The sequence below is a fragment of the Pseudomonas sp. Leaf15 genome, assembly GCF_001421425.1.
Classification (GTDB): Bacteria; Pseudomonadota; Gammaproteobacteria; order Pseudomonadales; family Pseudomonadaceae; genus Aquipseudomonas; species Aquipseudomonas salomonii.
Genome location: NZ_LMKI01000010.1, coordinates 1 through 25,957 on the forward strand (window position 1 = coordinate 1; position 25,957 = coordinate 25,957).

Consider the following 25,957-nt stretch of genomic DNA (forward strand, 5'->3'; position numbering starts at 1 on the left):
GCCTGCATGCGGATACTACTGATCAGACTAAATGCCATGCTGCGAGACGGTACAGAATGGCGCTGACGGACGGTAGGTTAAGACAGTTGCTCCCACATTTTGAATTGTGAATACCTTCAAATGTGGGAGCGGGCTTGCTCGCGAAGAGGCCAGCAGCCATAAGCGGTTTTCCGCTCATCACCCAAGAATCATCAGCAACTTTCCGCTCAAAAAAATCTTGTAACCCTTCTATTCCGGGCCTTCATCTGTTTGGCACAGCTCCTGCTATAGCCCAAACCAGGCTGCGTTCGTGCGGCTCCATAAAAACAACTAGATGAAGGATCCTTCAATGGATAACTCCAACGCCCTGCCTCTGGGGTCGGCGGCTGTGCCGGCTAAAGAGCGCACCACTACCAGCCGCATCAAATCGATCTTCAGTGGCTCCGTCGGCAACATGGTCGAGTGGTACGACTGGTACGTCTACGCGGCCTTCTCGCTGTATTTCGCCAAGACGTTCTTCCCTGCCGGTTCTTCCACCGCCCAGTTGATGAAAACCGCCGCCATCTTCGCCGTGGGCTTTATCATGCGCCCCATCGGTGGCTGGCTGATGGGGCTTTACGCTGACTACAAGGGTCGCAAGGCGGCCTTGATGGCCTCGGTATTGCTGATGTGCTTCGGCTCGCTGCTGATCGCGCTGACGCCGGGCTACGACACCATCGGTATCGGCGCGCCGATCCTGCTGGTGTTTGCACGCTTGCTGCAAGGCCTGTCGGTGGGTGGCGAGTACGGCACTTCGGCCACTTACTTGAGTGAGATGGCGACCAAGGAGCGTCGCGGTTTCTTCTCCAGCTTCCAGTACGTGACCCTGATCTCCGGCCAGCTCATCGCCCTGGCGGTATTGATCGTGTTGCAACAAACCCTGACCACCGAGCAGCTGTATGCCTGGGGCTGGCGCATCCCGTTCGCCATCGGCGCGCTGTGCGCGGTGGTCGCGTTGTTCCTGCGGCGTGGCATGGAAGAAACCGAGTCGTTCACCAAAAAGGAAAAAGCCAAGGAAAGCGCGATGCGCACCTTGATGCGTCACCCCAAGGAAGTGATGACCGTGGTCGGCCTGACCATGGGCGGCACCCTGGCCTTCTACACCTACACCACCTACATGCAGAAATACCTGGTGAACACGGTGGGCATGAGCATCTCCGACTCCACCACCATTTCAGCCGCCACCCTGTTCCTGTTCATGTGCCTGCAACCGCTGGTGGGCGGGCTGTCGGACAAGGTTGGCCGCCGGCCGATCCTGATCGCCTTCGGCATCCTCGGCACGCTGTTCACCGTGCCGATCCTCACCACCCTGCACACCATCCAAAGCTGGTGGGGCGCGTTCTTCCTGATCATGGCGGCGCTGATCATCGTCAGCGGCTATACCTCGATCAACGCGGTGGTGAAAGCTGAACTGTTCCCGACCGAGATCCGTGCGCTGGGCGTGGGCCTGCCGTATGCGCTGACCGTGTCGATCTTCGGCGGTACGGCTGAAGTGATTGCGCTGTGGTTCAAGAACATCGGCATGGAGACGGGTTACTACTGGTATGTGACCGCGTGTATCGCGGTGTCGCTGGTGGTTTACGTGACCATGAAAGACACGCGTAAACATTCGCGCATCACCACGGATTAAAGATTTAACGCGGTAAAAAAATGTGGGAGCTGGCTTGCTCGCGAAAGCGTTCTGTCAGTCAATATTTTAGGCGACTGATACTCCGCATTCGCGAGCAAGCCCGCTCCCACATTTTGAATCAGGACAGCTCCGCCACCTCGCGTCGCCCATACCGACGCTGCGCGTACGCCGCCCCGGCAATCATCACCACCAGCACCGCCGCCAGCACCGCCGATGAGCCGATGGTGCCGAAATCCAGCCCGCCTTTTTCGTGAGGTTTGGTGAGGAAGTCGCCCAGGGTCGCGCCAAACGGGCGGGTCAGTACAAATGCCACCCAGAACAGCAGCACTGACGAAATCTGTGTGAAGTATTTGAGTGCGACCACCACCGCAATCGCCGAGCCGATCAGCAAGGCGCCGCCGGCAAAGCCCAAGCCCGAGTCGTCCGCCAGGAAGTCGCCCAACGCAGTGCCCAAGGTGTTGGAGAACAGAATCGCCATCCAGTAAAACAGCTCGCCGCGAAAGGTCTGGACCTTGTTCACGTTCAGCGAGTCGCCGCTCAAGCGCCACAGTGCAAAGATGATCATCAGGATCACGATCAGGATCATCGACCCTGCCGCATAGCCCAGGCCCAACGTGCGGTCCATAAAGTCCGACATGGTGGTGCCGGCCGTGCTGGTGGACAGGATCACGATCCAGTACAGCACCGGGTTGTAGGTTTTCGACCAGAGCTGTGTCAGCAGGGTGACGAGAAACACGCTGATCAGGATCATCGAGCTGATGGCGTAGCCGACGTTAAGGGTCATAGAGAGCAAATCCCCGGCGGTTTCGCCCAGGGTCGTTGCGCAGATTTTCATGACCCAGAACGCCAGGGTGATCTGAGGAAGTTTGTTCATGTGCGAGAAGGCTCCGAAGCTCAGTCTTTCAATCGGCCGACTTAAAGGGGTGCCGACCTGGCGCGCAGACTGAACGTGGGGCTGTGAAAAATAGGTGGGCAATCAATGAAAATTCCATACGCGCGATGGAAATTCACCGCTCTGGATTGCACTATGACGGCCTCCTCCAACGCGCAGCAGGAACCCTGGCCCATGTCCGACGATATCCATTTCTACGAACCCGCCAACGGCCACGGCCTGCCCCATGATCCGTTCAACGCCATCGTCGGGCCACGGCCGATTGGCTGGATTTCGTCACACGACGCCGCTGGCCGTCTGAACCTGGCGCCCTACAGTTTTTTCAATGCGTTCAACTACATTCCGCCGATCATTGGGTTTTCCAGTGTCGGGCGCAAAGACAGCCTCAACAACATCGAACAGACCGGTGAGTTCGTGTGGAACCTGGCAACCCGCCCGCTGGCCGAGCAAATGAACCAGAGTTGCGCGGCCGTCTCGCCGGACGTGAATGAATTCGAGTTATCCTGCCTGACGCCGGTGGCCTCGAAAATCGTCGCGGTGCCACGGGTGGGCGAAAGCCCGGTGTCGTTTGAATGCAAGGTGACGCAGATCATTCAACTGCAGCGTGCCGACAAGGCGTTGGTGCCGAGCTGGCTGGTGCTCGGTGAGGTGGTTGCCGTGCACATTGCCAAGTGGCTGCTCAAGGATGGGGTTTACGACACGGCGGCCGCTGAGCCGATTTTGCGTGGTGGTGGGCCGGCGGATTATTTCCAGTTGGGGCCGGAGGCGCTATTTAAGATGCATCGCCCGCGCTGACTGGAACACTCGCCCAACAAACACAACAGAACCCTGTGGGAACCGGGCTTGCCCGCGATAGCGGTTTGTCAGCCACCTGATGAGTTGGCTGGCAGACCGCTATCGCGGGCAAGCCCGGCTCCCACATTTGATTTTTGATGAGCGATATAAAGTGTTCGGCTTCAGCTTGCGGCTGTTGCCCAAGTCAGTTGACCGTCCTCGTCCACATCGACCAGACATTCAAGTTGCAGCGTCGCTGCATCGTCGGCGTCGGAGGCGGTCTTGAACGTCTGGCCAGCCAGGATCTTGTGAAACTGCGGGGCGCCCATGCCATCGAGTGCCTTGACGGCGACGGCGGCGCTGTAGCCACCCTCTTCTTCACGCACTAATGCAGAAACGGCTTCGTGATGGGCAAATTGTTTACGTGCCATGTTGCAGGTCCCGGCCAATGGAAAGTCGGCCATTCTAACCGCTAACCGGCCAGTTGCAGGTACTCACCGTAAGCATGGGCGGCGGTTGCGTCGGTGAAGGTCTGGAAGTCCATGCTGCGCACGACCATGTCGTTCAACAGCTCGGTAAAGATCATCAAGGCAGGGGAACTGAAGTAGGCGCTCATCGCCTGCTCGCTGCTCCAGAAGCCTGAGACCAGCCATACATCGGGATCGACCTGGGAATGCTGCAACGAGAATTGCAGGCAACCCTGAGCCTGACGGCCCGGTTCGATCAAACTGCTCAAGCGTGCACCGAGTTCGGTGCTGCACCCGGTACGGGCACGGATAAAGGCCATATGGCTCGCGGGAATGGGGGTGGACATGTTCGACTCTCCCGTTGAGAAGTGATGCTCGGCAAGCACTGTGAGGGCGTGTTGCCACAGGATCAAAGATAGCGGCGCGAAGGTGGGCGCAGTTAGTCGATTCCTGCAGGCTTATTGCACAATCCTGCGAGAAGCGTAGATAAGACGTCTGGCCCCCGGGACTTATTCCAACCCTACACTCAATGTTTCAAGCGGATGACAGGCCCTGCTCTTGCCTGATTCACGCTCTATCGCAGGATCAGGCAAGGATTGTGCAGAATCGAAGTAACACCTTTTGCAAAGCCGCCGCTAAGCTGGGCCCATCAAAGCAGTCAGCAGAGGACGCCCCATGTCGTCGCCCGAAACCAAGCCAATGCCCCTCGATGCCGAGATGGAAAAACAACGCGCCGAGCTGGCCAGCATTGTTCACCGTCACACCTGGGAAGATGGCTCCTACGGCACGGCAATTACCTCGCTGTATCTGAACCGCCACAACACGCCCCGCGATTTCATGCCGGTGCTGGTGGAACCCGCCTTGTGCATCCTGGCCAGTGGCAGCAAGGAAGTGCGCCTGGCCGACGAAATCTTTGCCTACGACCCGCTCAATTATCTGGTGTTTTCGGTGGCGATGCCGGTCGCCGGGCGCATCATCGACGCCACACCGCAAGACCCCAACCTGTCGGTGCGCATCAATATCGACCCGGCCCAGCTCACCGCGCTGATCGCCGAGGCAGGCCCGATGGGCGTGCCCTCGCGGCCGACATCCCGTGGCATGTACGTTGACCGCATCGACAACCAACTGCTCGACGCCGTGCTGCGCCTGGCGCGCCTGCTGGATACACCGAAAGACATCGCCATGCTCGCGCCCCTTATCAATCGCGAGATCCTTTATCGCTTGCTACGTGGCCCACAGGGTTACCGGCTGTATGAAATCGCCGTGGCCAACAGTCAGAGCCATCGCGTGAGCCAGGCGATCAAGTGGTTGAACGGCAACTACGAGCAACCGCTGCGCATTGATGACCTGGCCAAGGAAGTGAACCTCAGTGTTTCGACCTTGCACCATCGTTTCAAGGCGATTACGGCGATGAGTCCGCTGCAATACCAGAAGCAACTGCGGTTGCAGGAAGCACGGCGATTGATGATTGCCGAAGGGCTGGAGGCGTCGGCGGCGGGGTATCGGGTAGGGTATGAAAGCCCGTCGCAGTTCAGCCGTGAGTACAGCCGGTTGTTCGGGGCGCCGCCACTGCGGGATTTGGCCCGGCTGCGCCAGAGTATCTGACTCAACCGGGATCAAAATGTGGGAGCCAGCTCCCACAGTTGATAGGTAGTGTTGGTCAGTCCAGGGTTCGGGGCAACTGGAGGGTCACCCGCAAACCGCCTTCGCGCAAATTCTGCAAACTCACTTCCCCGCCATGGCTGTGGGCAATGTTGCGCGCAATCCCCAGGCCCAAGCCATAACCTTGCTGCTGCCCGGCCAGTCGGAAGTGCGGCTCAAACACTTGCTCCAAACGCTGCTCCGGCACCCCGGGGCCTTCGTCATCCACATGCAGGATGAACTCCACGCCATCGTCCTCGATATGCAAATGCGCGTTCTGCCCGTACTTCAGGGCATTGTCGATCAGGTTGCCGATGCAGCGCTTGAGCGCCAGCGGTTTGCCCGGATAAGGGGTCAGCGCCCGGCCGTGCTGGGTGATGCGACCATTACCGTTCGGTGCCAGGTACGGTTCCACCAGGCAATCGAGCACGTGATTGAGGTCGACCGGCTCGATGTTTTCGTGGATGTCGGTGTCTTTGACGCACTGCAACGCGCCCTTGACCAACAGCTCCAGCTCATCCAGGTCGCGGCCGAATTTGGCTTGCAGGTTTTCGTCTTCCAGCAACTCCACGCGCAGGCGCAGGCGCGTGATCGGCGTGCGCAAATCGTGGGAAATCGCGCTGAACAATTGGCTGCGCTCGGTGAGGTAGCGGCTGATGCGTTCGCGCATGGCATTGAATGCACGGCCCACTTCCACCACTTCGCTGCCACCGCCTTCGGCCACCGGCTCCACATCGGCGCCCAGGGACATGTCCCGCGCTGCCCGCGCCAGGCGCTTGAGCGGCCGGCTTTGCCAGTGCACCAGCAGGCCGATAAACAGCAGCAGAAAACCGCTGGTCAGCACGATAAACCACACTTGCTGCGACGGCAGGCCTTGCTCTTCCAAACTGGTGTAGGGCTCGGGTAGCAGCGAGGCGATGTACAGCCATTCGCCGGGGGCCAGCTGGATCTGTGTGACCAGCACCGGCGGGTTCACCGGCTCCAGGGTCAGGGCGTAATGCGCCCAGGAACGCGGCAGCTCATCAAGCTTGAGGCCCGCGTTGAAAATACGCAGGTCCTCGGCGCTGACGAATTCCACCGAGATAAGCACGTCGCTGCCCAGGGTTTGGCGCAGCACTTCATCCACGGCTTGCAGCACCGCCTGCTTGCGCGGGGTCTGCGGCAGAATCTGCATGTCCAGAGGGCGGTCGTTGAGGGTCACCACAAAGCGCGTGCCGCCCATGCTGCGTAGTTGGTCGAGCACCAACGGGCGATAGGCCACCGGCAGCGAGCGAAAGTAACTCACACTGGCCGTCATTGAATGCGCCAGGCTGCGCGCGCTGGTCACCAGGCCTTCGAGCTGGGTGGCGCGCAATTGCGAAACCCAGATCACGCTGGACAGCGCCTGGGCGAACAGCACCACGAGCAAGGTCAGCAGTAACATGCGCCCAAGCAGCGAACGCGGCACCGGAAAGCGCCGGCGGCGCTCGGTCAGTGGTTCAGTGGGCATTGCCGGCAACCACGCTGGCTGCCAGTTGATAACCGCTGCCACGCACCGTGCGGATCAGCCTTGGAGGTTTTTCGGTATCGCGCAGGCGTTGGCGCAGGCGGCTGACGGCCATGTCGACGATACGGTCCAACGGCATCAGGTCGCGGCCACGAGTGGCGTTGCCGATGGTGTCGCGGTCGAGAATCTGTTGCGGGTGATCGAGAAACAGTTTGAGCAAGGCAAAATCGGCGCCGGAGAGAATCACCTCTTCGCCGTCCACGTGAAACAGGCGATGGCTGATCATGTCCAGGCGCCATTCATCGAACACCAGCACGTCGCCGCCGCCCGTGCGTTCCTGGCCAAACTGGGCGCGGCGCAACAGGGCTTTGATTCGCGCTTGCAGCTCGCGGGGGCTGAAAGGTTTGCCGATGTAATCGTCGGCGCCCAGCTCCAGGCCGATCACACGGTCGGCTTCGTCGGAACTGGCGGTCAGCATGATGATCGGCACCTGCGCCTGGCGCGGGTGCTGGCGAATCCAGCGGCAAAGGCTGAAACCGTCTTCGTCCGGCAACATCACATCGAGGATGACCAGGTCGCACGGCGCCTCGTTCATCGCCTGGCGAAACCCCGCGCCATCCGGCACGCCACGCACCTGGAAGCCGGCGCGACTGAGGTAGGTCTGCAGCAATTCGCGGATTTCCTGGTCGTCGTCGACGAGGAGAATCGATTTACTGATTACGCTCACGGGGTCCTCCTTGTTGTTATGGCCAAGCTTACGTCATTTGTTGCGTTTGAGGCCCTATCGCAGGCAAGCCAGCTCCCACAGTTGACTGCATTCCAAGGTTGGAACCCGGTCAACTGTGGGAGCTGGCTTGCCTGCGATGAGGCCATCAGCCCCTACGCAAAAGCCTGCTCAAGCGCGACACCGGCCCCGGTCAACCCGGAATACGGCGCCGTCACCAACCACACCGGAATGCCTTTGAAGTAGTCGCTCATGCAGCCCTTGTCGCTGAAGCTCCTGGCAAAACCGCTGTTGATAAAGAAGTCGGCAAACCTCGGAATCACCCCGCCCACGATGTACACACCACCCCGCCCACCGGTGGTCAGCACGTTGTTACCGGCCACACGGCCCAGCCAGATGCTGAACTGGTTCAACACTTCCATGGCCACCGGGTCGCCGGCCAGGCCCGCTGCCGTGATGGCTTCGGGCGTGTCCAGCACCGGCGTGTGCCCGTCGACCGCACAAATGGCGCGGTATACACGAGGCAGGCCGCCACCGCTCAGCGCGGTCTCGGCGCTCACATGCCCAATCTCGCTGTGAATGTGCTGCCACAACTGGGTTTCACGCGGGCTGCTCAGCGGCAGGTCGACATGGCCGCCCTCCCCCGGCAATGCCGCGTAACGGCCTTCGCCCAAGTCCAGCAAGGTGCCCACACCCAGGCCAGTGCCCGGGCCGATCACCACGGCTGGGCGCAAGGGCTCCGGCGTGCCTTGGCACACCACGCGAAACTCATCGGGTTTGAGCCGCGTCATGCCCAGGGCCATGGCCGTGAAGTCATTGACCAGCAGCAGCTCATCAACCTGCAGGGTTTTGCAAAACGCAGTTTTGCTCAGCCGCCAGTGATTGTTGGTGAACTTGAATTCATCGCCACTCACCGGCCCGGCGACCGACAGGCACACCGCGCCGATGTCCCCGATTTCCAGGCCTTCTTCCTTGAGGTAAACCTTGATGGCTTCCTCAGGGCTGTGGTGGTCTGCGGTGGCATGCACGCGGATCGAATGCAGCTCCTGATCCCGCCACAACGCAAAACGGGCGTTGGTACCACCAATGTCACCGACCAGCGCAAGCTTCACTTAAGCGTCTCCAAGGCAGAGGTAAAGGCGCTGGCGCCCTGCTCTGCGGAGCTTGCGGCCAAGCGCATAAATGCAAACAGCTCGCGACCGGCCCCCACGTTGTTGCCCAACAGGCCCGTGGCAGGCGTGCGCGCTGCAAATTCTTCGGCGTCCACCTTAAGCTCCAAGGTGCCCTTCACGCCATCGACGCGAATGATATCGCCATCTTTGACCCGCGCCAGCGGCCCGCCGCTCTGGGCTTCGGGGTTGACATGAATCGCGGCGGGGATCTTACCCGAGGCGCCGGACATACGCCCGTCTGTTACCAACGCAACTTTGAAGCCACGGTCCTGCAACACGCCGAGGAACGGCGTCATCTTGTGCAGTTCGGGCATGCCGTTGGAGCGCGGCCCCTGGAAGCGCATCACCGCGACAAAGTCTTTTTCCAGCTGGCCGGCCTTGAATGCATCGGCCAGATCCTGCTGATCCTGGAACACCACGGCCGGTGCTTCGACGATCTGATGCTCCGGCGCCACGGCCGAAACCTTCATCACGCCACGGCCGAGGTTGCCTTCCATCACGCGCAAGCCGCCTTCGGGCGAGAACGCACGGGCTACAGGGCGCAGAATGGTTTCGTCGAGGCTTTCGATCGGGCCTTCGCGCCAGATCAGCTCGCCGTCGACCAGGAACGGTTCCTGGGTGTAACGGCTCAGGCCCTTGCCGGCTACGGTGTTGACGTCTTCGTGGAGCAAGCCGGCTTCAAGCAGTTCGCGGATCAGGAACGACATGCCGCCCGCTGCCTGGAAGTGGTTGATGTCGGCCTTGCCGTTTGGATACACGTGGGACAGGGTCGGCACCACCTCGGAGAGGTCGGCCATGTCCTGCCAGGTGAGGATGATGCCCGCCGACATGGCGATGGCCGGCATGTGCAGGGTGTGGTTGGTGGAACCGCCGGTCGCATTGAGGGCGACGATGGAGTTGACGATGGATTTTTCGTCGACGATCTCGCCAATCGGCGTGAAGTCGCCGCTGGCCTTGGTCAGGCGCGTGACCTGGTGCGCGGCTTCGCGGGTCAGCGCGTCACGCAGCGGCGTGTACGGGTTGACGAACGAAGCGCCCGGCAGGTGCAGGCCCATCACTTCCATCAGCAACTGGTTGGTGTTGGCGGTGCCGTAGAAGGTGCAGGTGCCGGGGCTGTGGTAAGACTTCATCTCCGATTCCAGCAGCTCTTCGCGGGTAGCCTTGCCTTCGGCGTAACGCTGGCGCACGTCGGCTTTCTGCTTGTTGGAGATGCCCGACGGCATAGGGCCGCCCGGTACGAAGATCATCGGCAGATGGCCATAGCGCAGGGCGCCCATCATCAGGCCAGGGACGATTTTGTCGCAGATGCCCAGCATCAGCGCGGCATCGAACATGTTGTGGGACAGCGCTACCGCCGTCGACATGGCAATCACTTCGCGGCTCAGCAGGCTCAGCTCCATGCCGGGCTCGCCTTGGGTCACGCCGTCGCACATGGCGGGCGTGCCACCGGCGAACTGGCCGACCGAGCCGACTTCGCGCAGGGCTTTCTTGATTTGTTCAGGGAAATGTTCGTACGGCTGATGCGCCGAGAGCATGTCGTTATATGAAGAAACAATTGCCACGTTGGCGGCATTCATCATGCGCAGACTATTTTTATCTTCAGTGCCGCAACCCGCCACGCCGTGGGCAAAGTTGGCGCATTGCAGCTTGCCGCGCATCGGGCCGTCGCTGGCCGCGCCGCGAATGAGCGCAAGGTAAGCCTCGCGGGTTGCACGACTGCGGGCGATAAGCCGTTCGGTGACCTCAATAACGCGGGGATGCATGTGTAGAACTCCAGGCTAACGGATGTGGCGACCTGAGTGTCTATGCTGATCAAACGCCCGCAGCGCATGGGATGGCAGGGTGTCGTTTGAATCATCGGACCAGTTGATTCAGGTCACTCGTTGTAGATTGAACAAAATATTGCCACTAAAAAGGCTTGTTTTCTATTTTTATGCGAATAATCTTGTAATTCTTACAACAAATCGACGACAGGCACTTTCCAATGACTCTTCGTATCGCAATCAATGGTTTTGGCCGTATCGGCCGTAATGTCCTGCGCGCACTGTATACCCAAGGCTACCGCCAGGATTTGCAGATCGTCGCCATCAATGATCTGGGCGACAGCTCGATCAATGCCCACCTGCTCAAATACGACACCGTGCACGGCACTTTCGAAGCAGAGGTCGCACACGATCAGGAAAGCCTGACCGTCAATGGTGACCGGATTGCCGTCAGTGCCATTCGCAACCCGGCCGACCTGCCGTGGGCCGCACACAAGATCGACGTGGTGTTCGAATGCACCGGTCTGTTCACCGAACGCGACAAGGCTGCCGCCCATATTACCGCCGGCGCGCGCAAGGTGATCATCTCGGCCCCGGCCAAAGGCGCGGACGCCACCGTGGTTTACGGGGTAAACCATGACATTTTGCGTCAATCGCACCAGATCATCTCCAACGCGTCGTGCACCACCAACTGCCTGGCGCCTGTGGCTCAGGTGCTGCATCGCGAGCTGGGCATCGAAAGCGGCCTGATGACCACGATTCACGCCTACACCAACGACCAGAACCTCACCGACGTGTACCACACCGACCCGTACCGCGCGCGTTCGGCCACCCAGAACATGATCCCGAGCAAGACCGGCGCCGCCGAAGCGGTCGGCCTGGTACTGCCGGAACTGGCGGGCAAGCTGACCGGCATGGCCGTGCGGGTGCCGGTGATCAACGTGTCGTTGGTGGACCTCACCGTGACGCTGAAGAAAGAAGCCACGGCCGAGCAAGTCAACGCTCTGCTGAAAGAAGCCAGCCAGCACTCGAAAATCCTCGGCTACAACACCCTGCCGCTGGTTTCGAGCGACTTCAACCATAACCCGCTGTCGTCGATTTTCGATGCCAACCACACCAAGGTCAGCGGCAAGTTGCTGAAGGTACTGGCGTGGTATGACAACGAGTGGGGCTTCTCCAACCGTATGCTGGATAACTGCCTGGCGCTCTGCAACGCCGAGTAATTTCCAATGTGGGAGCGGGCTTGCTCGCGAAGGCGGCGGTTCAGTTGGCATATTTGTTGACTGATGCACCGCATTCGCGAGCAAGCCCGCTCCCACATGGGTTTTGTGCACCTCCTTGCACCTATGCAGGCTCAACGAAATAGCCACTTGCCATTTGAGTTGATGATAAGCATTATCATTAACTGCAAACCGGTCTGGTATCACTGTGAGCCAATCTCGCTTCAACCAAGTCTTTCTCACCCAACGGGTGATTCTGCTACGCACTCTGCAGCGGATGGTGAATAACCACAGCACCGCCGAGGACCTGTTGCAGGAAACCTACCTGCGCGTTACGCGGGCGCTCAGCGAGCGGCCGATCGATCACCTCGAACCCTTCGTCTATCAAACCGCGCGCAACCTGGCGCTGGACCATCTGCGCTCGCGCCGCATCCAGGCCCGCACACTGCAAGAAGATGTGCCGCTGGACGTGCTGCAGAGCGTCGCAGCGCCGATCAGCACGCCCGAAGACGCCACCCAGGCCGAGCAATTGCTCGAACACCTGAGCGTCAGCCTCGGCCAGTTGAGCGCGCGCCAGCAGCAGATTTTCATCCTCAGCCGCCTGCACGGTTGCAGCTACCAGGAGATTGCCGATCAGTTGCAAGTGTCCTTGAGCACGGTGCAAAAGGAACTGAAATTGATCATGGCCATCTGTGTAGGAGTGGCCGAACGGCTGGATCAGCCTTAAGCTTCACCCGACAGAGGTGTCGAACCAGGCTGTAGGAAAGATGAATAGAACGTGGCGAAGACCCGAGGAACACCGTGACGGACCCGAATAAACTGCGCCCCCATGAGCTGGCTCATGAGGTGTTGCAAGACGCGGCCATGGACCAAGCCCTCGACTGGCTGATCGCCTTGCAATGCCCGCAACCCGGGCAGCAAGCCGAGTTCGATGCCTGGCTGGCCAGCGACCCGGCGCACCTGCTCGCCTTCAGCAAGGCCCAGGCCGCCTGGGGCGGCGCGCCGGTTCACAGCGCCGCCGTGGCCCTGGCAGTGCCGCGCAAACCCAGCGCGTGGCGGCGTATCAAGCCGCATTGGAAACCCCTGGCCACCGCCGCTGTGCTGCTGATCGGTCTGTTCAGCTTCAGCAACCTGCCCGTGCGCTTGCAGGCCGACCACCTCACCGTCGTCGGTGAACGCCAGCGCCTGCAATTGGAGGACGGCTCCAAAGTGTTGCTCAACACCAACTCGGCGTTTTCCAGCAGCATCAAGGATCACCAGCGCGTCGCCCGATTGTTTCAGGGCGAAGCTTTTTTTGAGGTGGCGCCCAGCCGTGGCCTGCCGCTGGAGATTGACGCCGGCCCCGTGCGCGCCAGCGTGCGCGACACCGACTTCGCCGTGCGCTACCTCAATGGCGAAGCCCAGGTGCAGGTGCAGCGCGGCGACGTGGACTTGAGCAACACCTTCGACGATGCCCGCGTGCGCCTGAGCGCCGGTGAGAGCATCCGCATCGGCCCCAAAGGCTTCGGCCAACCGGCCAAACTGGATGCCGGTAAAGACTTGGCGTGGGTCCAGGGCCGCCTGGTGTTCGAAAACTGCCCGATGAGCGAAGTGCTCGCCGAGTTGCGTCGCTATTACCCCGGCTGGATCGTCAACACCAACGACAAGCTGGCAAGCGTGGCCGTCACCGGCAATTACCGCCTCGATCAACCGCTGGATGTGGTGCGCTCCCTGGCGCACATCACCTCGGCCAAGCTTTCGGAATACCCGGCGCTGGTCATCTTGAACTAAATGAGAATTATTTTTACTCGATAGCCACCGATGGTTCGTCTCGTTATAGCCAATGCAACTGATTCCTATTTGATCAGCTTGCAACTATAAGATTCGTATCTCCGGAGCGCTCTCGATGTCCTCTCGTTTCAACCGCCGGTCCTCTTCGCCCGTCCTGTCGTTGCTAACCGCCGCCATCCTGCTGGCCAGTGCGCCGGTGATGGCCGCTACTGCCGCCGAACCTGCCGCGCGCAGCCACGGCAATTACAGTTTCAGCATCGAACAGCAGCCCTTGGTGTCGGCGTTGAATGCCTTTACCAGCGTGACCGGCTGGCAAGTCGGCCTGCCGGCAGAACTCGGCCAGGGTGTGTCGTCCCCCGGCGTACGCGGCGCACTTTCGCCGGAAAAGGCCCTGGATCGGCTGTTGCTGGGCACCAACCTGAGCTACCGCAAGCTGGGCAATAACAACATCGTGCTGGAAAAGCGCCCGGCCGGCAGCACGCTCAACCTGCAACAGGTGACCATCAGCGCCACTCGCAGTGAGCAGGACGTCAACAGCGTGCCGAGCACCGTCACCGTGCATGCGCGTGAGGAGCTGGACCGCCAGAACGTGAATACCATCCGTGAGCTGGTACGTTACGAGCCCAACGTGTCGGTGGGCGGCGCAGGCACCCGCGCCAGCAACGCCGGCTACAACATCCGTGGCATCGACGGCGACCGCATCCTCACCCAGGTAGACGGTGTAGAAGTACCGGACAACTTCTTCAACGGCCCGTATGCCAAGACCCGTCGCAACTACGTCGACCCGGAAATCGTCAAGCGCGTAGAGATCCTGCGCGGCCCGGCGTCAGCCCTGTACGGCAGCAGCGCCATCGGCGGCGCAGTGAGCTACTTCACCCTCGACCCGGACGACATCATCAAGCCCGGCCAGGACGTCGGCGCCCGCCTCAAAACCGGCTACAGCTCCGCCGACGACAGCTGGCTGACCTCCGGCACCGTCGCCGGCCGCGTGCAGGACTTCGACGGTTTGCTGCACCTGAGCCAGCGCAATGGCCATGAAATGGAGTCCTACGACGGCAACAACGCCACCGGCCTGGCCCGCACCGGCGCCAACCCGGAAGATGCGCGCACCACCAATATCCTGGCGAAAATGGGCTGGAATTATGGCGATGACAACCGTCTTGGCCTGACCTACGAGAAGTTCAAGGATGATCGCGACGTCGACTTGAAAAACGCAGTGGGCGGACCGTTTATCGGCGGTCGCGGAATGAACCTGTACCGCGCTCGCTCGGGTAACGACACCATCACCCGCGAGCGCTTCGGCCTGGAAAACACCTTCGGCCTCGACTCGCCGATGGCTGACCGTATCAAGACCAGCCTCAATTACCAGATCGCCAAGACCGACCAGAGCACCGCTGAAATCTACCAGCCGGGCCGTCGCGTCATGCGCACCCGTGAGACCCTGTATGAAGAAAAACAGTGGGTCTTCGACGCTCAGTTGGACAAGGCGTTCAGCCTCGGTGAAACCGATCACCAGGTCACCTACGGCACCACCCTCAAGCAGCAGAAAGTCAGTGGTTCGCGCGAAGGCTCGGCCTACTGCCTCGCCGTTGGCTCCGGTTGCACGGCCATCGGCGCGCCCAGCCCGTCTGCCGGCGACAGCGTGAAAAAGTCCAGCGACTTCCCGGACCCGACTATCAACACCTACTCACTCTTCGCCCAGGACCAGATCACCTGGGACAAATGGACCTTCCTGCCCGCCGTGCGTTACGACTACACCCGGCTCAAGCCCAAGCTGACCCAGGAATTCCTCAACACCGTCAACCCGACCGGCGCCTACCCGGTCAGCGACAAAGAAAAAACCTGGCACCGCGTAACGCCAAAATTCGGCCTGACCTACGCGCTGACCGATCAGTACACCTGGTTCGGCCAATACGCCGAGGGTTTCCGCACCCCGTCGGCCAAGGCGCTCTATGGCCGCTTTGAAAACCTCGACCTGGGCTACACCGTCGAGCCAAACCCGAACCTCAAGCCGGAAACCAGCAAGGGCATCGAGACCGGGATTCGCGGCCAGTTCGACGAGGGCTCCTTCGACATCGCGGTGTTCTACAACAAGTACCGCGACTTTATCGACGAAGACGCCTCGGTCGCCGGCGGCGACATCCAAACCTTCGAAGCCAACAACATCAAGCACGCCACTATCAAGGGGATTGAGGCCAAAGGCCGCCTGAACCTCGACGCGTTCGGTGCGCCGCAAGGCCTCTACACCCAGGGCTCGGTGGGCTACACCTACGGCCGTAACGATGACAACGGCGAGCCGCTCAACAGCGTCAACCCGCTTAAAGGCGTATTCGGCCTGGGCTACGAGCAGGAGCAATACGGCGCGTTGGTCAGCTGGACGCTGGTGAAGAAACAGAACCGTGTCGACAGCACCACCTTCCACGCGCCGGACGGCAGCACCAGCGCGCCGTTCAAGACCCCGGGTTTTGGCATCGTCGACCTGACCGGCTTCTACAAAGTCACCAACGACGTGACCATCAACGGCGGTATCTACAACCTCACCGACAAGAAGTACTGGAACTGGGATGACGTGCGCAGCTACGACGGCGTCGGCGAAGCCGGGGTGACCGCGCCCGCCAACCTCGACCGCCTGACCCAGCCGGGTCGCAACTTCGCGATCAACCTGATCTGGGACATCTGACCGCCGCTCTCACCTCGCCGCCCTATATCAGCGGCGAGGTGAGGTTTTTTTACTGTGCCGCGTCTTCTTGTTCGTCTAGTTGATAACAGCTCTCTTTAGAGCACCCAGGCGCTCCCCTTCTCAAGGATTTTTTCGATGACCGCTTCTCCTACCGCAGAACGCCCAAGCCTGCGCTCCCAGCGCCTGAATCAGATCACCCACGCGCCACACACCAAGCTCGACGCGCTGGTCAAAGCCCACGCGCCATTTGAAACCCCCGCCAACTTTGCCCGTTTTGTGGTGGCGCAGTACCTGTTCCAGTCGGAGCTGGTGGCACTGTACAACGACCCCGAGTTGATCAAGATCGTCCCGGACCTGGCTGAGCGCTGCCGCGCCGACGCCGCCAAGCTGGACCTGGCCGACCTGGAAACCGAGGTACCGGCACCGGTTGCCGGCGCCGTAAAAAACCCGAGCAAAGCCGAAGCCCTGGGCTGGCTGTTCGTGTCCGAAGGTTCCAAGCTGGGCGCTGCATTCCTGATCAAGCGCGCCGTGGGCCTGGGCCTGAGCGAAACCTTCGGTGCCCGTCACCTGGGCGAGCCGGCCGGTGGCCGCGCGGAAGGCTGGAAGCGTTTCACCCGCACCCTCGACGGCCTGGAGTTCAGCGCCGAAGAAGAAGCCGCGGCAGAAAAAGGTGCCATCGACGCGTTTGTGCGCTTCACCGTGCTGCTGGAACAGGCGTACGCTAGCGCCCCTGAACTGGCGTAACACTTGAATTGAAATGCAATCAAATGTGGGAGCGGGCTTGCTCGCGAAAGCGGTCGTTCAGCTAATAAATTTGTTGACTGACACACCGCATTCGCGAGCAAGCCCGCTCCCACATTTGGAACTCATTTCAAACTGATTTCTGTGATCACCCGAACCATGACCGGCAAAACCCAATCCACCTCAAAAATCGCCCAGCTGCTCTTCGGCCTGCTGGCCTACGTCAGCCTGGGCATTGGGTTGGTGGCGATTGTCATACCGGGTTTGCCCACCACTGAATTCATCCTGCTGGCCGCCTGGGCTGCAACTAAAAGTTCGCCGCGCTTGAGTGCCTGGCTGGAAAACCACCGGCTGTTCGGACCGATTCTGTTCAACTGGCGCAATGGCAAGATCATCGCGCGCCGGGCCAAAGTCAGCGCCACCGTGAGCATGCTGCTATGCGCCGTGCTGATGCTGGTGATGCTCGATCACGGCTGGCCGATCTACCTGGCGATTGCCGGAATGAGCCTGGGCAACCTGTGGATCTGGTCACGCCCCGAACGGCTTGCAGCCCCCGTATAACGCGGCGTGTAGTCTTTTTCCTACCACTCATCGCCTTTCCCTCATGAAACATCCATTTACGCCGATGTTCCGGACATAGCGCCGAATGGACTTGGCTCGCCCTGCTTGCATTTCAACGAGTCCAATCGCGAGTGAACCTATGTTCGACACCCTCTCCATCCGCTTGAAAATCGTGCTGCTGTCGGGCCTTTGTCTGCTGGGGGTGATAGCGCTGATCATCAGTATCAACCTGTACCAGACCGATCAGAATGACCATTTGATCAGCGATTCAAGTTCGCGAATGCTCACCCAAAACGTTCAACACCTGCTGCAAGCCAAGGCCGCCGAACAAGCGGTGCAGTTACAGAAAACCTTTGGCGAAAACCTTGTGGTGGTCACCGCGCTGGCCGATCACGTCAAAGACCTGCGTGCCCTCGCCAACAAACGAGCGCTGGAACCTGGCGCATTGCGAGAAGAGCTCAACCAGAGTGTCAAAACCGCCTTTGAGCGCAACAGCAAGGTACTGGGCATCTGGCTGTCATTCGAACCCAATGGCCTGGATGGCAAAGACAGCGACTTCGTCAACGACAAAACCCGCGTTTCCAATGAAAAAGGCCGTTTCGCCAGCTACTGGAGCCGCGCTGGCGGCGAAGGACTGAACACCGTGATGGTCGAGGATGACCTGACCAAAACCACCCTCAACCTCAGCGGCACGCCCTATAACATCTGGTACACCTGCCCACGAGACACGCGCACGGTGTGCCTGCTCGACCCGTATTCCGATGAGGTGGCCGGCAAGCAGGTGCTGATGACCACTATTTCGCTGCCGCTGATCGTTGATGGCAAAGTCATCGGCGTGGTCGGTATCGACCTGGCGCTCAATACGCTGCAGGCGATGACGGACGCGGCGCAAAAAGAACTGTTCGACGGCGCGGCGCACCTGGAGATTCTGTCCAGCACCGGTTTGATTGCGGCGTACAGCGGCCAGCCGGACAAAGTCGGCAAGAACCTGATCGACACCCTCGGCGCAGAAGGCAAGGAAATCGTGCAACTGCTGGCCAACGATACCCGCACGATCCGTGAGCAAGATGACACGATCCGCGCCGTGTACCCGGTCAAGCCGATTGCCGACGCCAAGGCCTGGGGCGTTGTGATCAAACTGCCCAAGAACGTGATGCTGGCCGACACCTTGAAACTGCAAGACGTGCTCGACAAAGCCCAGGCCTCGGGCACGCTCAAAGCCTTGCTGGTCGGCGCCGCTGCTGCCTTGCTCGGTCTGCTGCTGATCTGGTTGACCGCCACCGGCGTGACCCGGCCAATCAACACCGTTGCGGAGATGCTCAAAAACATCGCCAGCGGCGAAGGCGACCTCACCCAACGCCTGGCCTACGCCAAGAAGGACGAACTGGGCGAGTTGGCAAACTGGTTCAACCGCTTCCTCGACAAGCTGCAACCGACCATTGCGCAGATCAAGCAGAGCATCACCGAAGCGCGTGGCACGGCGGACCAGTCCTCAGCCATCGCCCGCCAGACCAGCGAAGGCATGCAGGTGCAGTTCCGCGAGATCGACCAAGTGGCCACCGCCTCCAATGAAATGAGCGCCACCGCCCATGATGTGGCCAACAGCGCCTCCAACGCTGCCAGCGCTGCCCGTGGCGCAGACCAGTCGGCGCGTGACGGCATGTCGATCATTGAGCAGAGCACCCGCGACATCACCACTTTGGCCGAAGAAGTCAGCAAGGCCGTGACCGAAGTGGAAGCGCTGGCGGTCAACAGCGAACAGATCGGCTCGGTGCTCGAAGTGATCCGCAGCATTGCCGAGCAAACCAACCTGCTGGCCCTGAACGCCGCCATCGAAGCGGCACGCGCCGGAGAAAGCGGGCGCGGGTTTGCGGTGGTGGCCGACGAGGTGCGCAACCTGGCCAAGCGCACCCAGGACTCGGTAGAAGAAATTCGCCTGGTGATCGAGCGCATCCAGAGCGGCACCCGTGGCGTGGTGGCGACCATGCATTCCAGCCAACAGCAGGCCCAAAGCAACGCCGGGCAGATCCATCAAGCCGTGCAGGCACTGGGCAAGATCAGTGATGCAGTGACGGTGATCAGCGACATGAACCTGCAGATCGCCAGCGCCGCCGAACAACAGAGCGCCGTGGCCGAAGAGGTCAACCGCAACGTCTCGGCGATCCGCACCGTGACCGAAACCCTCACCGGCCAGGCCACCGAATCGGCGGCCATCAGCAGCCAGCTGAATGCGCTGGCGAGCCAGCAGATGAAGTTGATGGATCAGTTCAAGGTATAAAACCGATCTTCAACACAATGAAGATCCCTGTGGGAGCTGGCTTGCCCGCGATGGCGGTGGGTCAGTCAGTACATCCATGACTGACAGGCCGTTATCGCAGGCAAGCCAGCCTCCCACAATCAGACGCCAGTCCAGGCCTGAACAAACGCCGCTACATCTTCCTTGGCCGCCGTGCGCGGCGGGTTCTGCGGCGTGCCGAGGTAGAGGAAGCCAATCACTTCCTCATCCGCCGTCAGCCCCAAGCCTTTTGCCACATGGGCCGAGTAGGACAACTCACCGGTGCGCCACACCGCCCCAATCCCCTGTGCATAAGCCGCCAGCAAAATACCGTGGGCCGCACATGCAGCCGCCAGCAGTTGCTCGGATTTAGGCACTTTAAAGTGCTCTTGCAGACGCGCTATCACCACCACCACCAACGGCGCACGCAGCGGCCCATTCTGAGCCTTGTCGATGGCGGCTTGCGGCGCGTCGGCGTCCTGCAGGCGTGCGGCTTCGGCCAACAGCGTGCCCATCTGCTCACGGGCGGCGCCTTCTACGGTGAGGAAGCGCCACGGGCGCAGTTGGCCGTGGTCCGGCGCGCGCATGGCGGCGGCGAACAGCACGTCGCGCTGCTCCTGGGTCGGCGCCGGTTCCAGCAGACGCGGCACGGAAACACGGTTGAGCAAAGCGTCGAGAGCCTGCATTGGCCACCTCCAGAAAAAAATGTGCGGTCATTCTAGCGGGAATGAATCGGATTCCACCAAACGATAATTGCTCTTATTCAATCCGCCCTGCCCTGTTAGACTTTGCGGCCTTATTTTTCGCCTTAGCCGCAGGAAACCCGATGGTCCGTTCGCCTCTTCGTGTGTGTGCAGCATTGCTGGCCTTGAGCCTGGCTGCCTGCGATGACGCGCCCAGGTTCACCAAGGCAGAGCCGGGTGAATCACGGGCGGGCGGCGCGACGACGGTGAACAAGCGCGATCAGAACGCGTTTTCCCTGCCTTCGGCCAACCTGGCACCCACCCGTCGCCTGGATTTCAGCGTCGGCAACAGCTTCTTTCGCAGCCCCTGGGTGATTGCGCCGTCCACCACCACCGCGCGTGATGGCCTGGGCCCGCTGTTCAACACCAACGCTTGCCAGAACTGCCATATCAAGGACGGCCGTGGCCATCCGCCGCTGCCCGACGCGCCGAATGCGGTGTCGATGCTGGTGCGCCTGTCGATTCCGGCTGCACCTGTCGATGCCCGGCTCATCGAGCAGATCGGTGTGGTGCCTGAACCGGTTTACGGTGGGCAACTGCAGGACATGGCCGTGCCGGGCGTGGCACCTGAAGGCAAAGTGCGGGTCGACTACACGCCCGTCAACGTGACCTTCAAGGACGGCAGCGTGGTCGAGTTGCGCAAGCCAAACCTGCAAATCACCCAGCTGGGTTACGGCCCGATGCACCCCGAAACACTTTTCTCGGCGCGGATTGCGCCGCCGATGATCGGCCTGGGCCTGCTCGAAGCCATCAGCGATGCCGACATTCTGCGCAACACCGACGCGAAAACCGCCGACAAGGAAGCCCTCGTCGGTCGCGCCAATTGGGTCTGGGATGACGCGCAGCACCAAACCGTACTCGGGCGTTTTGGCTGGAAAGCCGGGCAACCCAACCTCAATCAACAAAATGTTCACGCGTTTTCTGGTGATATGGGCCTCACCACGTCCCTGAGACCCTTTGATGACTGCACCGACGCCCAAGTCGCCTGCAAACAGGCGCCCAATGGCAATGGCCCCGAGGGCGAGCCGGAAGTCAGCGATAACATCCTGCGCCTGGTGCTGTTCTACACCCGCAACCTCGCCGTGCCGGCACGCCGTGGCGTCAACACGCCGCAGGTGCTCGCCGGCAAAAACCTGTTCTACCAGGCCGGTTGCCAGGGTTGCCATAAGCCGACGTTCACCACGGCGGCCACAGCCGCCGAACCTGAATTGGCCAACCAGGTGATTCGCCCTTACAGCGACCTGCTGTTGCACGACATGGGCGAAGGCCTGGCCGACCACCGCAGCGAGTTCAAGGCCGGCGGCCGCGACTGGCGTACGCCGCCGTTGTGGGGCATTGGCCTGACGCAGGCCGTAAGTGGTCACACCCAGTTTTTGCATGATGGCCGCGCCCGTAACCTGCTCGAAGCCGTGCTCTGGCATGGCGGTGAAGCACAAGCGGCGCAGCAGCATGTGTTGTCCTTTAATGCCGAGCAGCGTGCTGCGTTGCTGGCGTTCCTGAATTCCTTATAAGCATTGCCACACTGACAGAAGGGAGCTCGACATGTTCCGTCCCAAGTTGCTGTTCACCAGCCTTGCCGCCCTCGCCCTTGGCGCCTGCTCGCCCCAGGACCCGCAAGCGGTGACCTCGGCGGCCATCGCCAAGCAAGTGATCCTGCCCACCTACAGCCGCTGGGTTGAAGCCGACCGCCAGCTGGCCGTCAGCGCCCTCGCCTACTGCCAGGGCAAGGAAAGCCTGGAGACGGCCCGCGCCGACTTCCTGCACGCGCAAAAAGCCTGGGCTGAGCTGCAACCGCTGCTGATCGGCCCGCTGGCCGAGGGCAACCGTTCGTGGCAAGTGCAGTTCTGGCCGGACAAGAAAAACCTGGTGGGTCGCCAGGTCGAACAACTGGTCAGCGCCCAGCCGCAGATCGACGGCGCCGCCCTGGCCAAGTCCAGCGTGGTGGTGCAAGGCCTGTCGGCCTACGAATACATCCTCTACGACGCCAAGACCGACGTCGCCGACGAAGCCCAGAAAGCCCGATACTGCCCGCTGCTGGTGGCCATTGGTGAGCGTCAGAAAACCCTGGCCGAAGAGATCCTGGCCAGCTGGAACAGCACCGACGGCATGCTCGCGCAGATGACCAAGTTCCCGAACCAGCGCTACGCCGATTCCCACGAAGCCATCGCTGACCTGCTGCGTGTGCAGGTCACAGCACTGGATACCTTGAAGAAAAAACTCGGCACGCCGATGGGCCGCCAGACCAAGGGCATCCCGCAACCGTTCCAGGCCGATGCCTGGCGCAGCCAGTCGTCCCTGCAAAGCCTGCAAGCCAGCCTGGCGGCGGCGCAGACCGTGTGGGTGGGTGTCGACAACAAAGGCCTGCGCGGCCTGTTGCCGTCCGAGCAGAAGCCATTGGCCGACAAGATCGACGCCGCTTACGCCGCCTCGCTCAAGCTGTTCGCCAGCAACCAGCGCACGCTCAACGAATTGTTGGCCAACGACGCCGGGCGCCAGCAACTCAACGACATTTACGACAGCCTCAACGTCGTCCACCGCCTGCACGAAGGTGATCTGGCCAAGGCGCTGGGCATCCAACTGGGCTTTAACGCTAACGACGGTGACTGATGATGCTCAGGCGACAGGCTTTGGCGGTTGGCAGTGTGCTGCTCAGCGCACTGACGTTGGGTGGCTGGACGCTGTTCAAACAAAAGAAGCAGGCACCGCTGCTGCTGTCGGCCCGCGATGACGCGGACGGCAAGCACTACGCCGTGGGTTTTCGCCTGGACGGCACGCAAGTGTTTGCCACCCAGGTCGGCCAGCGCTGCCATGACATCATCAACCACCCGACACTGCCGATTGCGCTGTTCGTCGCCCGTCGCCCGGGCACCGAGAGTTACCTGATCGACCTGCGTACTGGCACGCTGCTGCAAACCATCACGTCCAATGCCAATCGCCACTTCTATGGCCACGCAGTCATCCATAAGAGCGGCGACTGGCTGTACGCCACCGAAAACGACACCTCCGACCCCGGCCGTGGCCTGCTCGGGGTGTACAAGTTCGAGGGCGAGCGGCTGGTGCACAGCGGCGAAATCTCCACCCATGGCATCGGCCCGCACCAGGTGTCGTGGATGCCCGACGGCGAAACCCTGGTGGTGGCCAACGGCGGCATTCGCACCGAAGCCGAAAGCCGTGTGGAGATGAACCTCAACGCCATGGAACCGAGCCTGGTGCTGATGCACCGCGACGGCAGCCTGATCAGCAAGGAAACCCTGGGCCAACAGATGAACAGCGTGCGCCATATGGGGATTGCCAGCGATGGCACGATCCTCACCGGGCAGCAGTTCATGGGGCCGTCCCAGGAGCGCTCCGAGTTGCTCGCGATCAAGCGCCCGGGGCAGCCGTTCGTGGCGTTCCCGGTGGCCGATGAGCAACTGCAAGCCATGGGGCATTACACCGCCAGCGTCGCCGTGCACAGCGAACTGCGTCTGGTCGCACTGACGGCGCCGCGGGGTAACCGGTTTTTTATCTGGGACATGGACAGCGGTGCGCTGCGTCTGGACGGGCCGTTGCCCGACTGCGCAGGTGTCGGCGCGGTGGCGGATGGCTTTGTCGTCACCTCAGGCCAGGGCCGTTGCCGCTTCTACGATTGCCGCCAGCCGCAGTTGGTGGCCACGCCGCTGGAGCTGCCCTCGGGGCTTTGGGACAACCACTTGCACCTGATAATTTGAGCTAAAAAAAAGGGCCTCGCATCGCAAGGCCCTTTGTCGGGGGTTGGAATCTTTTCAACTCTGCGGCCTCATCCCTTGGGACATGCCGAACATGAACAACAGCAACTCATGATCCGGCTTGGCCGCCACACTGGCTTTGGCAACACGTGGCAGCAGGCATTGCCCGCTGCCCTGCACCGCACTGAGCACTTGTGTGCGAGGTTGTTCCCACGCAGCCAGCGCCAGGGCTGCAATGCCCAACGCGCCGACCAGGAACACACCTCGTGCTATTTCTAGCTTCATCTACTTAAACCCTTGATAGCGCTGCCAAACGCCGTCTCGTAAAAGTAGCTGAGTTTTTCCCAGTCGGTACTGTTCCACGACGAATGGCGGCGCAATTGCAGCATGTCATGGGAGGCGGCCCGATAAGCGGTCAAGCGCTGACGGCACTTCTCGAAATCCAGCAGCGCCACTTCCACCTTGGCCGAGTCGCCTTCGCCGGTCACGCGTACAAAAATATGCTTGATGTACAGGCAACCATGTTGCCAGCGGCCCTTGTGCATGCGCGCCAGGGTGCCCGCCAATTCCTTGAGCATGCGCTCGTGAACCAACTCACCGTACAGCTCACGGCCACCGGCGGCGTACCAGTTTTCGATTTCGTCGAAACCGTCGAGGGACGCGGTCACCAACAAGGCTTTCCATTGGTGCTCGGGGTCGCGGCGCGCGCCGCAGAACACCAGTTCCGGAACGCGTACATCCAGCGAACGCAGGCCTTTGAGGGCGTCACGTTCGCGCAACACGGTCGGGCGTCCGAACGGGTGAAGCCAACTGCGGTAAATATGCCCGGTCTGGCGCTTGCTGTAGAGCAAGCGGCCATTTGGGCTGACCACCCGCTGCACACCGCTTTCACCACCGCGTCGGCGGTTGGGTTCCTCGACCCATTCGCCCTGCTGGCGCCAGAAAAAATCAAATCGTTCTTCGGGAGCTACGTGACTGCCTGATACGCACTCAACTGCCATCCTGTTACCTCTTACGCAATACATAGACTCGCCACATGGCGTAGAGCGGCATGAAGTCCAGGGATTCCTGAACTCGGAAACCGGCTTGCTCAAATTCTGCCTCGACAGTAGCAGCCGGTAACACAAACCGATTTTGGTAACCTTCCTGCTCACCTTTCTTGCGACGTCTGGCTTCGGCGCGCTTGCGTTTCCAAGCCTTGAAATTGCCATCCACCCACAACGAAATAATCACGCTGTCGCGGGTAACCCGCTGAAATTCTTTCAGTATTGCCAGCCTGTGCGCCGGATCACCAATGTGGTGCATCAAACGCATGCAAAAAATACTGTCGACCGCGTTATCGGGCAAATCGATATCAAAGGCAGACGTGTGCAAAGGCCGTACCCGCTTCACCACCTCCGCCGGCTGGGCGACGGTGGCGACCTTCAACATCGACTCCGAATTGTCAGCGCCGATAATCACACGGTTGGGCTTCTCCGCCAACAATGGCCAGAACCGCCCGGCACCGCAAGGCAGGTCCAGCACCAGGCCCGGCTCGCCAGCCATGGCCAACGCGCCGCGCGCCAATTGCTCGTCGCGTTTGTGGGACAGCCGGCGAGCCAGATTGTCCTGATGCTTGAGCAAATAATTCTGCGCGTGCTGATCGTCGTACTTTTCGGAAAAATCGAGCTTGATCGGGGTAGACATCAACGGA

Annotated in this window: 24 protein-coding genes and 1 pseudogene; 14 read left to right on the top strand and 11 right to left on the bottom strand. The window is 60.9% G+C overall.

Annotation, left to right across the window (positions count from 1 at the left end; all coding sequences use genetic code 11):
• The first annotated feature begins 328 nt into the window (after positions 1–328).
• Positions 329–1,648, top strand: a complete 1,320-nt coding sequence (locus ASE80_RS09290; RefSeq protein WP_056858653.1) for an MFS transporter — start codon at positions 329–331, stop codon at positions 1,646–1,648.
• A 118-nt stretch (positions 1,649–1,766) separates the two neighbouring features.
• On the opposite strand, the gene ASE80_RS09295 is transcribed toward ASE80_RS09290, so the two are convergent.
• Positions 1,767–2,522 (bottom strand): COG4705 family protein, encoded by a 756-nt coding sequence (locus ASE80_RS09295; protein ID WP_056858654.1) that lies wholly within the window; start codon positions 2,520–2,522, stop codon positions 1,767–1,769.
• A 192-nt stretch (positions 2,523–2,714) separates the two neighbouring features.
• Between ASE80_RS09295 and ASE80_RS09300 the strand changes: the two genes are divergently transcribed.
• Positions 2,715–3,335, top strand: a complete 621-nt coding sequence (locus ASE80_RS09300; RefSeq protein ID WP_056858743.1) for a flavin reductase family protein — start codon at positions 2,715–2,717, stop codon at positions 3,333–3,335.
• Positions 3,336–3,496: 161 nt separating this feature from the next.
• Here ASE80_RS09300 and ASE80_RS09305 read toward each other — a convergent pair whose 3' ends face one another.
• The gene (locus tag ASE80_RS09305) at positions 3,497–3,778 is read right to left on the bottom strand and encodes a hypothetical protein (RefSeq protein ID WP_056858655.1); all 282 of its coding nucleotides are present in this window, start codon (positions 3,776–3,778) and stop codon (positions 3,497–3,499) included.
• Between the two features lie 8 nt (positions 3,779–3,786).
• Positions 3,787–4,128: an antibiotic biosynthesis monooxygenase family protein gene (locus ASE80_RS09310; protein ID WP_056858656.1), complete on the bottom strand. Its 342-nt coding sequence runs from the start codon at positions 4,126–4,128 to the stop codon at positions 3,787–3,789.
• 328 nt (positions 4,129–4,456) lie between these two features.
• On the opposite strand from ASE80_RS09310, the gene ASE80_RS09315 reads away from it, so the two are divergent.
• Positions 4,457–5,386 (top strand): AraC family transcriptional regulator, encoded by a 930-nt coding sequence (locus ASE80_RS09315; RefSeq protein ID WP_056858657.1) that lies wholly within the window; start codon positions 4,457–4,459, stop codon positions 5,384–5,386.
• A 55-nt stretch (positions 5,387–5,441) separates the two neighbouring features.
• On the opposite strand, the gene ASE80_RS09320 is transcribed toward ASE80_RS09315, so the two are convergent.
• The 4 genes from ASE80_RS09320 to edd form a co-directional block, all read right to left on the bottom strand.
• A complete protein-coding gene (locus ASE80_RS09320) occupies positions 5,442–6,869 on the bottom strand; it encodes an ATP-binding protein (RefSeq protein WP_201024761.1) in 1,428 nt (475 codons plus the stop codon).
• Positions 6,870–6,900: 31 nt separating this feature from the next.
• Positions 6,901–7,635, bottom strand: a complete 735-nt coding sequence (locus ASE80_RS09325) for a response regulator (RefSeq protein ID WP_017139770.1) — start codon at positions 7,633–7,635, stop codon at positions 6,901–6,903.
• A 152-nt stretch (positions 7,636–7,787) separates the two neighbouring features.
• Positions 7,788–8,744, bottom strand: coding sequence for a glucokinase (locus ASE80_RS09330; protein ID WP_056858659.1), 957 nt, complete (start codon positions 8,742–8,744; stop codon positions 7,788–7,790).
• Positions 8,741–10,567, bottom strand: coding sequence for a phosphogluconate dehydratase (gene edd, locus ASE80_RS09335; RefSeq protein WP_056858660.1), 1,827 nt, complete (start codon positions 10,565–10,567; stop codon positions 8,741–8,743). Before edd ends, ASE80_RS09330 begins: the two co-directional genes overlap by 4 nt.
• Before the next feature lie 221 nt (positions 10,568–10,788).
• Here edd and gap point away from each other — a divergent pair, with 221 nt between their 5' ends.
• From gap to ASE80_RS31765, 8 genes and pseudogenes are all read left to right on the top strand, one after another.
• Positions 10,789–11,790, top strand: a complete 1,002-nt coding sequence (gene gap / locus ASE80_RS09340; RefSeq protein WP_056858661.1) for a type I glyceraldehyde-3-phosphate dehydrogenase — start codon at positions 10,789–10,791, stop codon at positions 11,788–11,790.
• 205 nt (positions 11,791–11,995) lie between these two features.
• Positions 11,996–12,514, top strand: coding sequence for an RNA polymerase sigma factor (locus tag ASE80_RS09345; protein WP_056858662.1), 519 nt, complete (start codon positions 11,996–11,998; stop codon positions 12,512–12,514).
• A gap of 74 nt (positions 12,515–12,588) precedes the next feature.
• Positions 12,589–13,557 (top strand): FecR family protein, encoded by a 969-nt coding sequence (locus ASE80_RS09350; protein ID WP_056858663.1) that lies wholly within the window; start codon positions 12,589–12,591, stop codon positions 13,555–13,557.
• 115 nt (positions 13,558–13,672) lie between these two features.
• Positions 13,673–16,237: a TonB-dependent receptor gene (locus tag ASE80_RS09355; protein ID WP_056858664.1), complete on the top strand. Its 2,565-nt coding sequence runs from the start codon at positions 13,673–13,675 to the stop codon at positions 16,235–16,237.
• Positions 16,238–16,372: 135 nt separating this feature from the next.
• Positions 16,373–16,981, top strand: coding sequence for a biliverdin-producing heme oxygenase (locus ASE80_RS09360; protein ID WP_056858665.1), 609 nt, complete (start codon positions 16,373–16,375; stop codon positions 16,979–16,981).
• Between the two features lie 156 nt (positions 16,982–17,137).
• Positions 17,138–17,539 (top strand): YbaN family protein, encoded by a 402-nt coding sequence (locus ASE80_RS09365; RefSeq protein ID WP_017139762.1) that lies wholly within the window; start codon positions 17,138–17,140, stop codon positions 17,537–17,539.
• 280 nt (positions 17,540–17,819) lie between these two features.
• Positions 17,820–18,959, top strand: a pseudogene (locus tag ASE80_RS31760) (PDC sensor domain-containing protein); the annotation flags it as partial.
• Positions 18,960–19,061: 102 nt separating this feature from the next.
• Positions 19,062–19,817, top strand: coding sequence for a methyl-accepting chemotaxis protein (locus ASE80_RS31765; protein ID WP_371920511.1), 756 nt, complete (start codon positions 19,062–19,064; stop codon positions 19,815–19,817).
• A gap of 119 nt (positions 19,818–19,936) precedes the next feature.
• Here the strand turns inward: ASE80_RS31765 and ASE80_RS09375 are convergent, their stop codons facing one another.
• Complete coding sequence (locus ASE80_RS09375; protein ID WP_056858667.1) at positions 19,937–20,500, bottom strand: NAD(P)H nitroreductase; 564 nt, start codon at positions 20,498–20,500, stop codon at positions 19,937–19,939.
• Positions 20,501–20,640: 140 nt separating this feature from the next.
• On the opposite strand from ASE80_RS09375, the gene ASE80_RS09380 reads away from it, so the two are divergent.
• Genes ASE80_RS09380 through ASE80_RS09390 form a run of 3 tightly spaced genes read left to right on the top strand, consistent with a single transcriptional unit; the run spans position 20,641 to position 24,267 of the window.
• On the top strand, positions 20,641–22,068 hold the full coding sequence (locus tag ASE80_RS09380) for a di-heme oxidoreductase family protein (protein WP_056858668.1): 1,428 nt from the start codon (positions 20,641–20,643) through the stop codon (positions 22,066–22,068).
• A gap of 31 nt (positions 22,069–22,099) precedes the next feature.
• Entirely contained in the window at positions 22,100–23,164 is a 1,065-nt protein-coding gene (locus ASE80_RS09385; RefSeq protein WP_056858669.1) for an imelysin family protein, read from the top strand.
• Between the two features lie 2 nt (positions 23,165–23,166).
• The gene (locus ASE80_RS09390; RefSeq protein ID WP_056858670.1) at positions 23,167–24,267 is read left to right on the top strand and encodes a DUF1513 domain-containing protein; all 1,101 of its coding nucleotides are present in this window, start codon (positions 23,167–23,169) and stop codon (positions 24,265–24,267) included.
• Between the two features lie 54 nt (positions 24,268–24,321).
• Here ASE80_RS09390 and ASE80_RS09395 read toward each other — a convergent pair whose 3' ends face one another.
• Genes ASE80_RS09395 through ASE80_RS09405 form a run of 3 tightly spaced genes read right to left on the bottom strand, consistent with a single transcriptional unit; the run spans position 24,322 to position 25,950 of the window.
• Positions 24,322–24,549, bottom strand: a complete 228-nt coding sequence (locus ASE80_RS09395) for a hypothetical protein (RefSeq protein WP_056858671.1) — start codon at positions 24,547–24,549, stop codon at positions 24,322–24,324.
• A complete protein-coding gene (locus ASE80_RS09400; protein WP_056858672.1) occupies positions 24,546–25,265 on the bottom strand; it encodes a lipopolysaccharide kinase InaA family protein in 720 nt (239 codons plus the stop codon). The genes ASE80_RS09395 and ASE80_RS09400 overlap by 4 nt, the downstream gene beginning before the upstream one ends.
• Before the next feature lie 4 nt (positions 25,266–25,269).
• Complete coding sequence (locus ASE80_RS09405; RefSeq protein WP_056858673.1) at positions 25,270–25,950, bottom strand: class I SAM-dependent methyltransferase; 681 nt, start codon at positions 25,948–25,950, stop codon at positions 25,270–25,272.
• Positions 25,951–25,957 lie beyond the last annotated feature (7 nt).

What these genes read in the sequence shown, in the direction of transcription:
- ASE80_RS09290 (WP_056858653.1), top strand. Translation starts at nt 329, where the DNA reads ATGGATAACTCCAACGCCCTGCCTCTGGGGTCGGCGGCTGTGCCGGCT.
- ASE80_RS09295 (WP_056858654.1), bottom strand. Translation starts at nt 2,522, where the DNA reads ATGAACAAACTTCCTCAGATCACCCTGGCGTTCTGGGTCATGAAAATC.
- ASE80_RS09300 (WP_056858743.1), top strand. Translation starts at nt 2,715, where the DNA reads ATGTCCGACGATATCCATTTCTACGAACCCGCCAACGGCCACGGCCTG.
- ASE80_RS09305 (WP_056858655.1), bottom strand. Translation starts at nt 3,778, where the DNA reads ATGGCCGACTTTCCATTGGCCGGGACCTGCAACATGGCACGTAAACAA.
- ASE80_RS09310 (WP_056858656.1), bottom strand. Translation starts at nt 4,128, where the DNA reads ATGTCCACCCCCATTCCCGCGAGCCATATGGCCTTTATCCGTGCCCGT.
- ASE80_RS09315 (WP_056858657.1), top strand. Translation starts at nt 4,457, where the DNA reads ATGTCGTCGCCCGAAACCAAGCCAATGCCCCTCGATGCCGAGATGGAA.
- edd (WP_056858660.1), bottom strand. Translation starts at nt 10,567, where the DNA reads ATGCATCCCCGCGTTATTGAGGTCACCGAACGGCTTATCGCCCGCAGT.
- gap (WP_056858661.1), top strand. Translation starts at nt 10,789, where the DNA reads ATGACTCTTCGTATCGCAATCAATGGTTTTGGCCGTATCGGCCGTAAT.
- ASE80_RS09355 (WP_056858664.1), top strand. Translation starts at nt 13,673, where the DNA reads ATGTCCTCTCGTTTCAACCGCCGGTCCTCTTCGCCCGTCCTGTCGTTG.
- ASE80_RS09360 (WP_056858665.1), top strand. Translation starts at nt 16,373, where the DNA reads ATGACCGCTTCTCCTACCGCAGAACGCCCAAGCCTGCGCTCCCAGCGC.
- ASE80_RS09365 (WP_017139762.1), top strand. Translation starts at nt 17,138, where the DNA reads ATGACCGGCAAAACCCAATCCACCTCAAAAATCGCCCAGCTGCTCTTC.
- ASE80_RS31765 (WP_371920511.1), top strand. Translation starts at nt 19,062, where the DNA reads ATGCAGGTGCAGTTCCGCGAGATCGACCAAGTGGCCACCGCCTCCAAT.
- ASE80_RS09375 (WP_056858667.1), bottom strand. Translation starts at nt 20,500, where the DNA reads ATGCAGGCTCTCGACGCTTTGCTCAACCGTGTTTCCGTGCCGCGTCTG.
- ASE80_RS09380 (WP_056858668.1), top strand. Translation starts at nt 20,641, where the DNA reads ATGGTCCGTTCGCCTCTTCGTGTGTGTGCAGCATTGCTGGCCTTGAGC.
- ASE80_RS09385 (WP_056858669.1), top strand. Translation starts at nt 22,100, where the DNA reads ATGTTCCGTCCCAAGTTGCTGTTCACCAGCCTTGCCGCCCTCGCCCTT.
- ASE80_RS09390 (WP_056858670.1), top strand. Translation starts at nt 23,167, where the DNA reads ATGCTCAGGCGACAGGCTTTGGCGGTTGGCAGTGTGCTGCTCAGCGCA.
- ASE80_RS09395 (WP_056858671.1), bottom strand. Translation starts at nt 24,549, where the DNA reads ATGAAGCTAGAAATAGCACGAGGTGTGTTCCTGGTCGGCGCGTTGGGC.
- ASE80_RS09400 (WP_056858672.1), bottom strand. Translation starts at nt 25,265, where the DNA reads ATGGCAGTTGAGTGCGTATCAGGCAGTCACGTAGCTCCCGAAGAACGA.
- ASE80_RS09405 (WP_056858673.1), bottom strand. Translation starts at nt 25,950, where the DNA reads ATGTCTACCCCGATCAAGCTCGATTTTTCCGAAAAGTACGACGATCAG.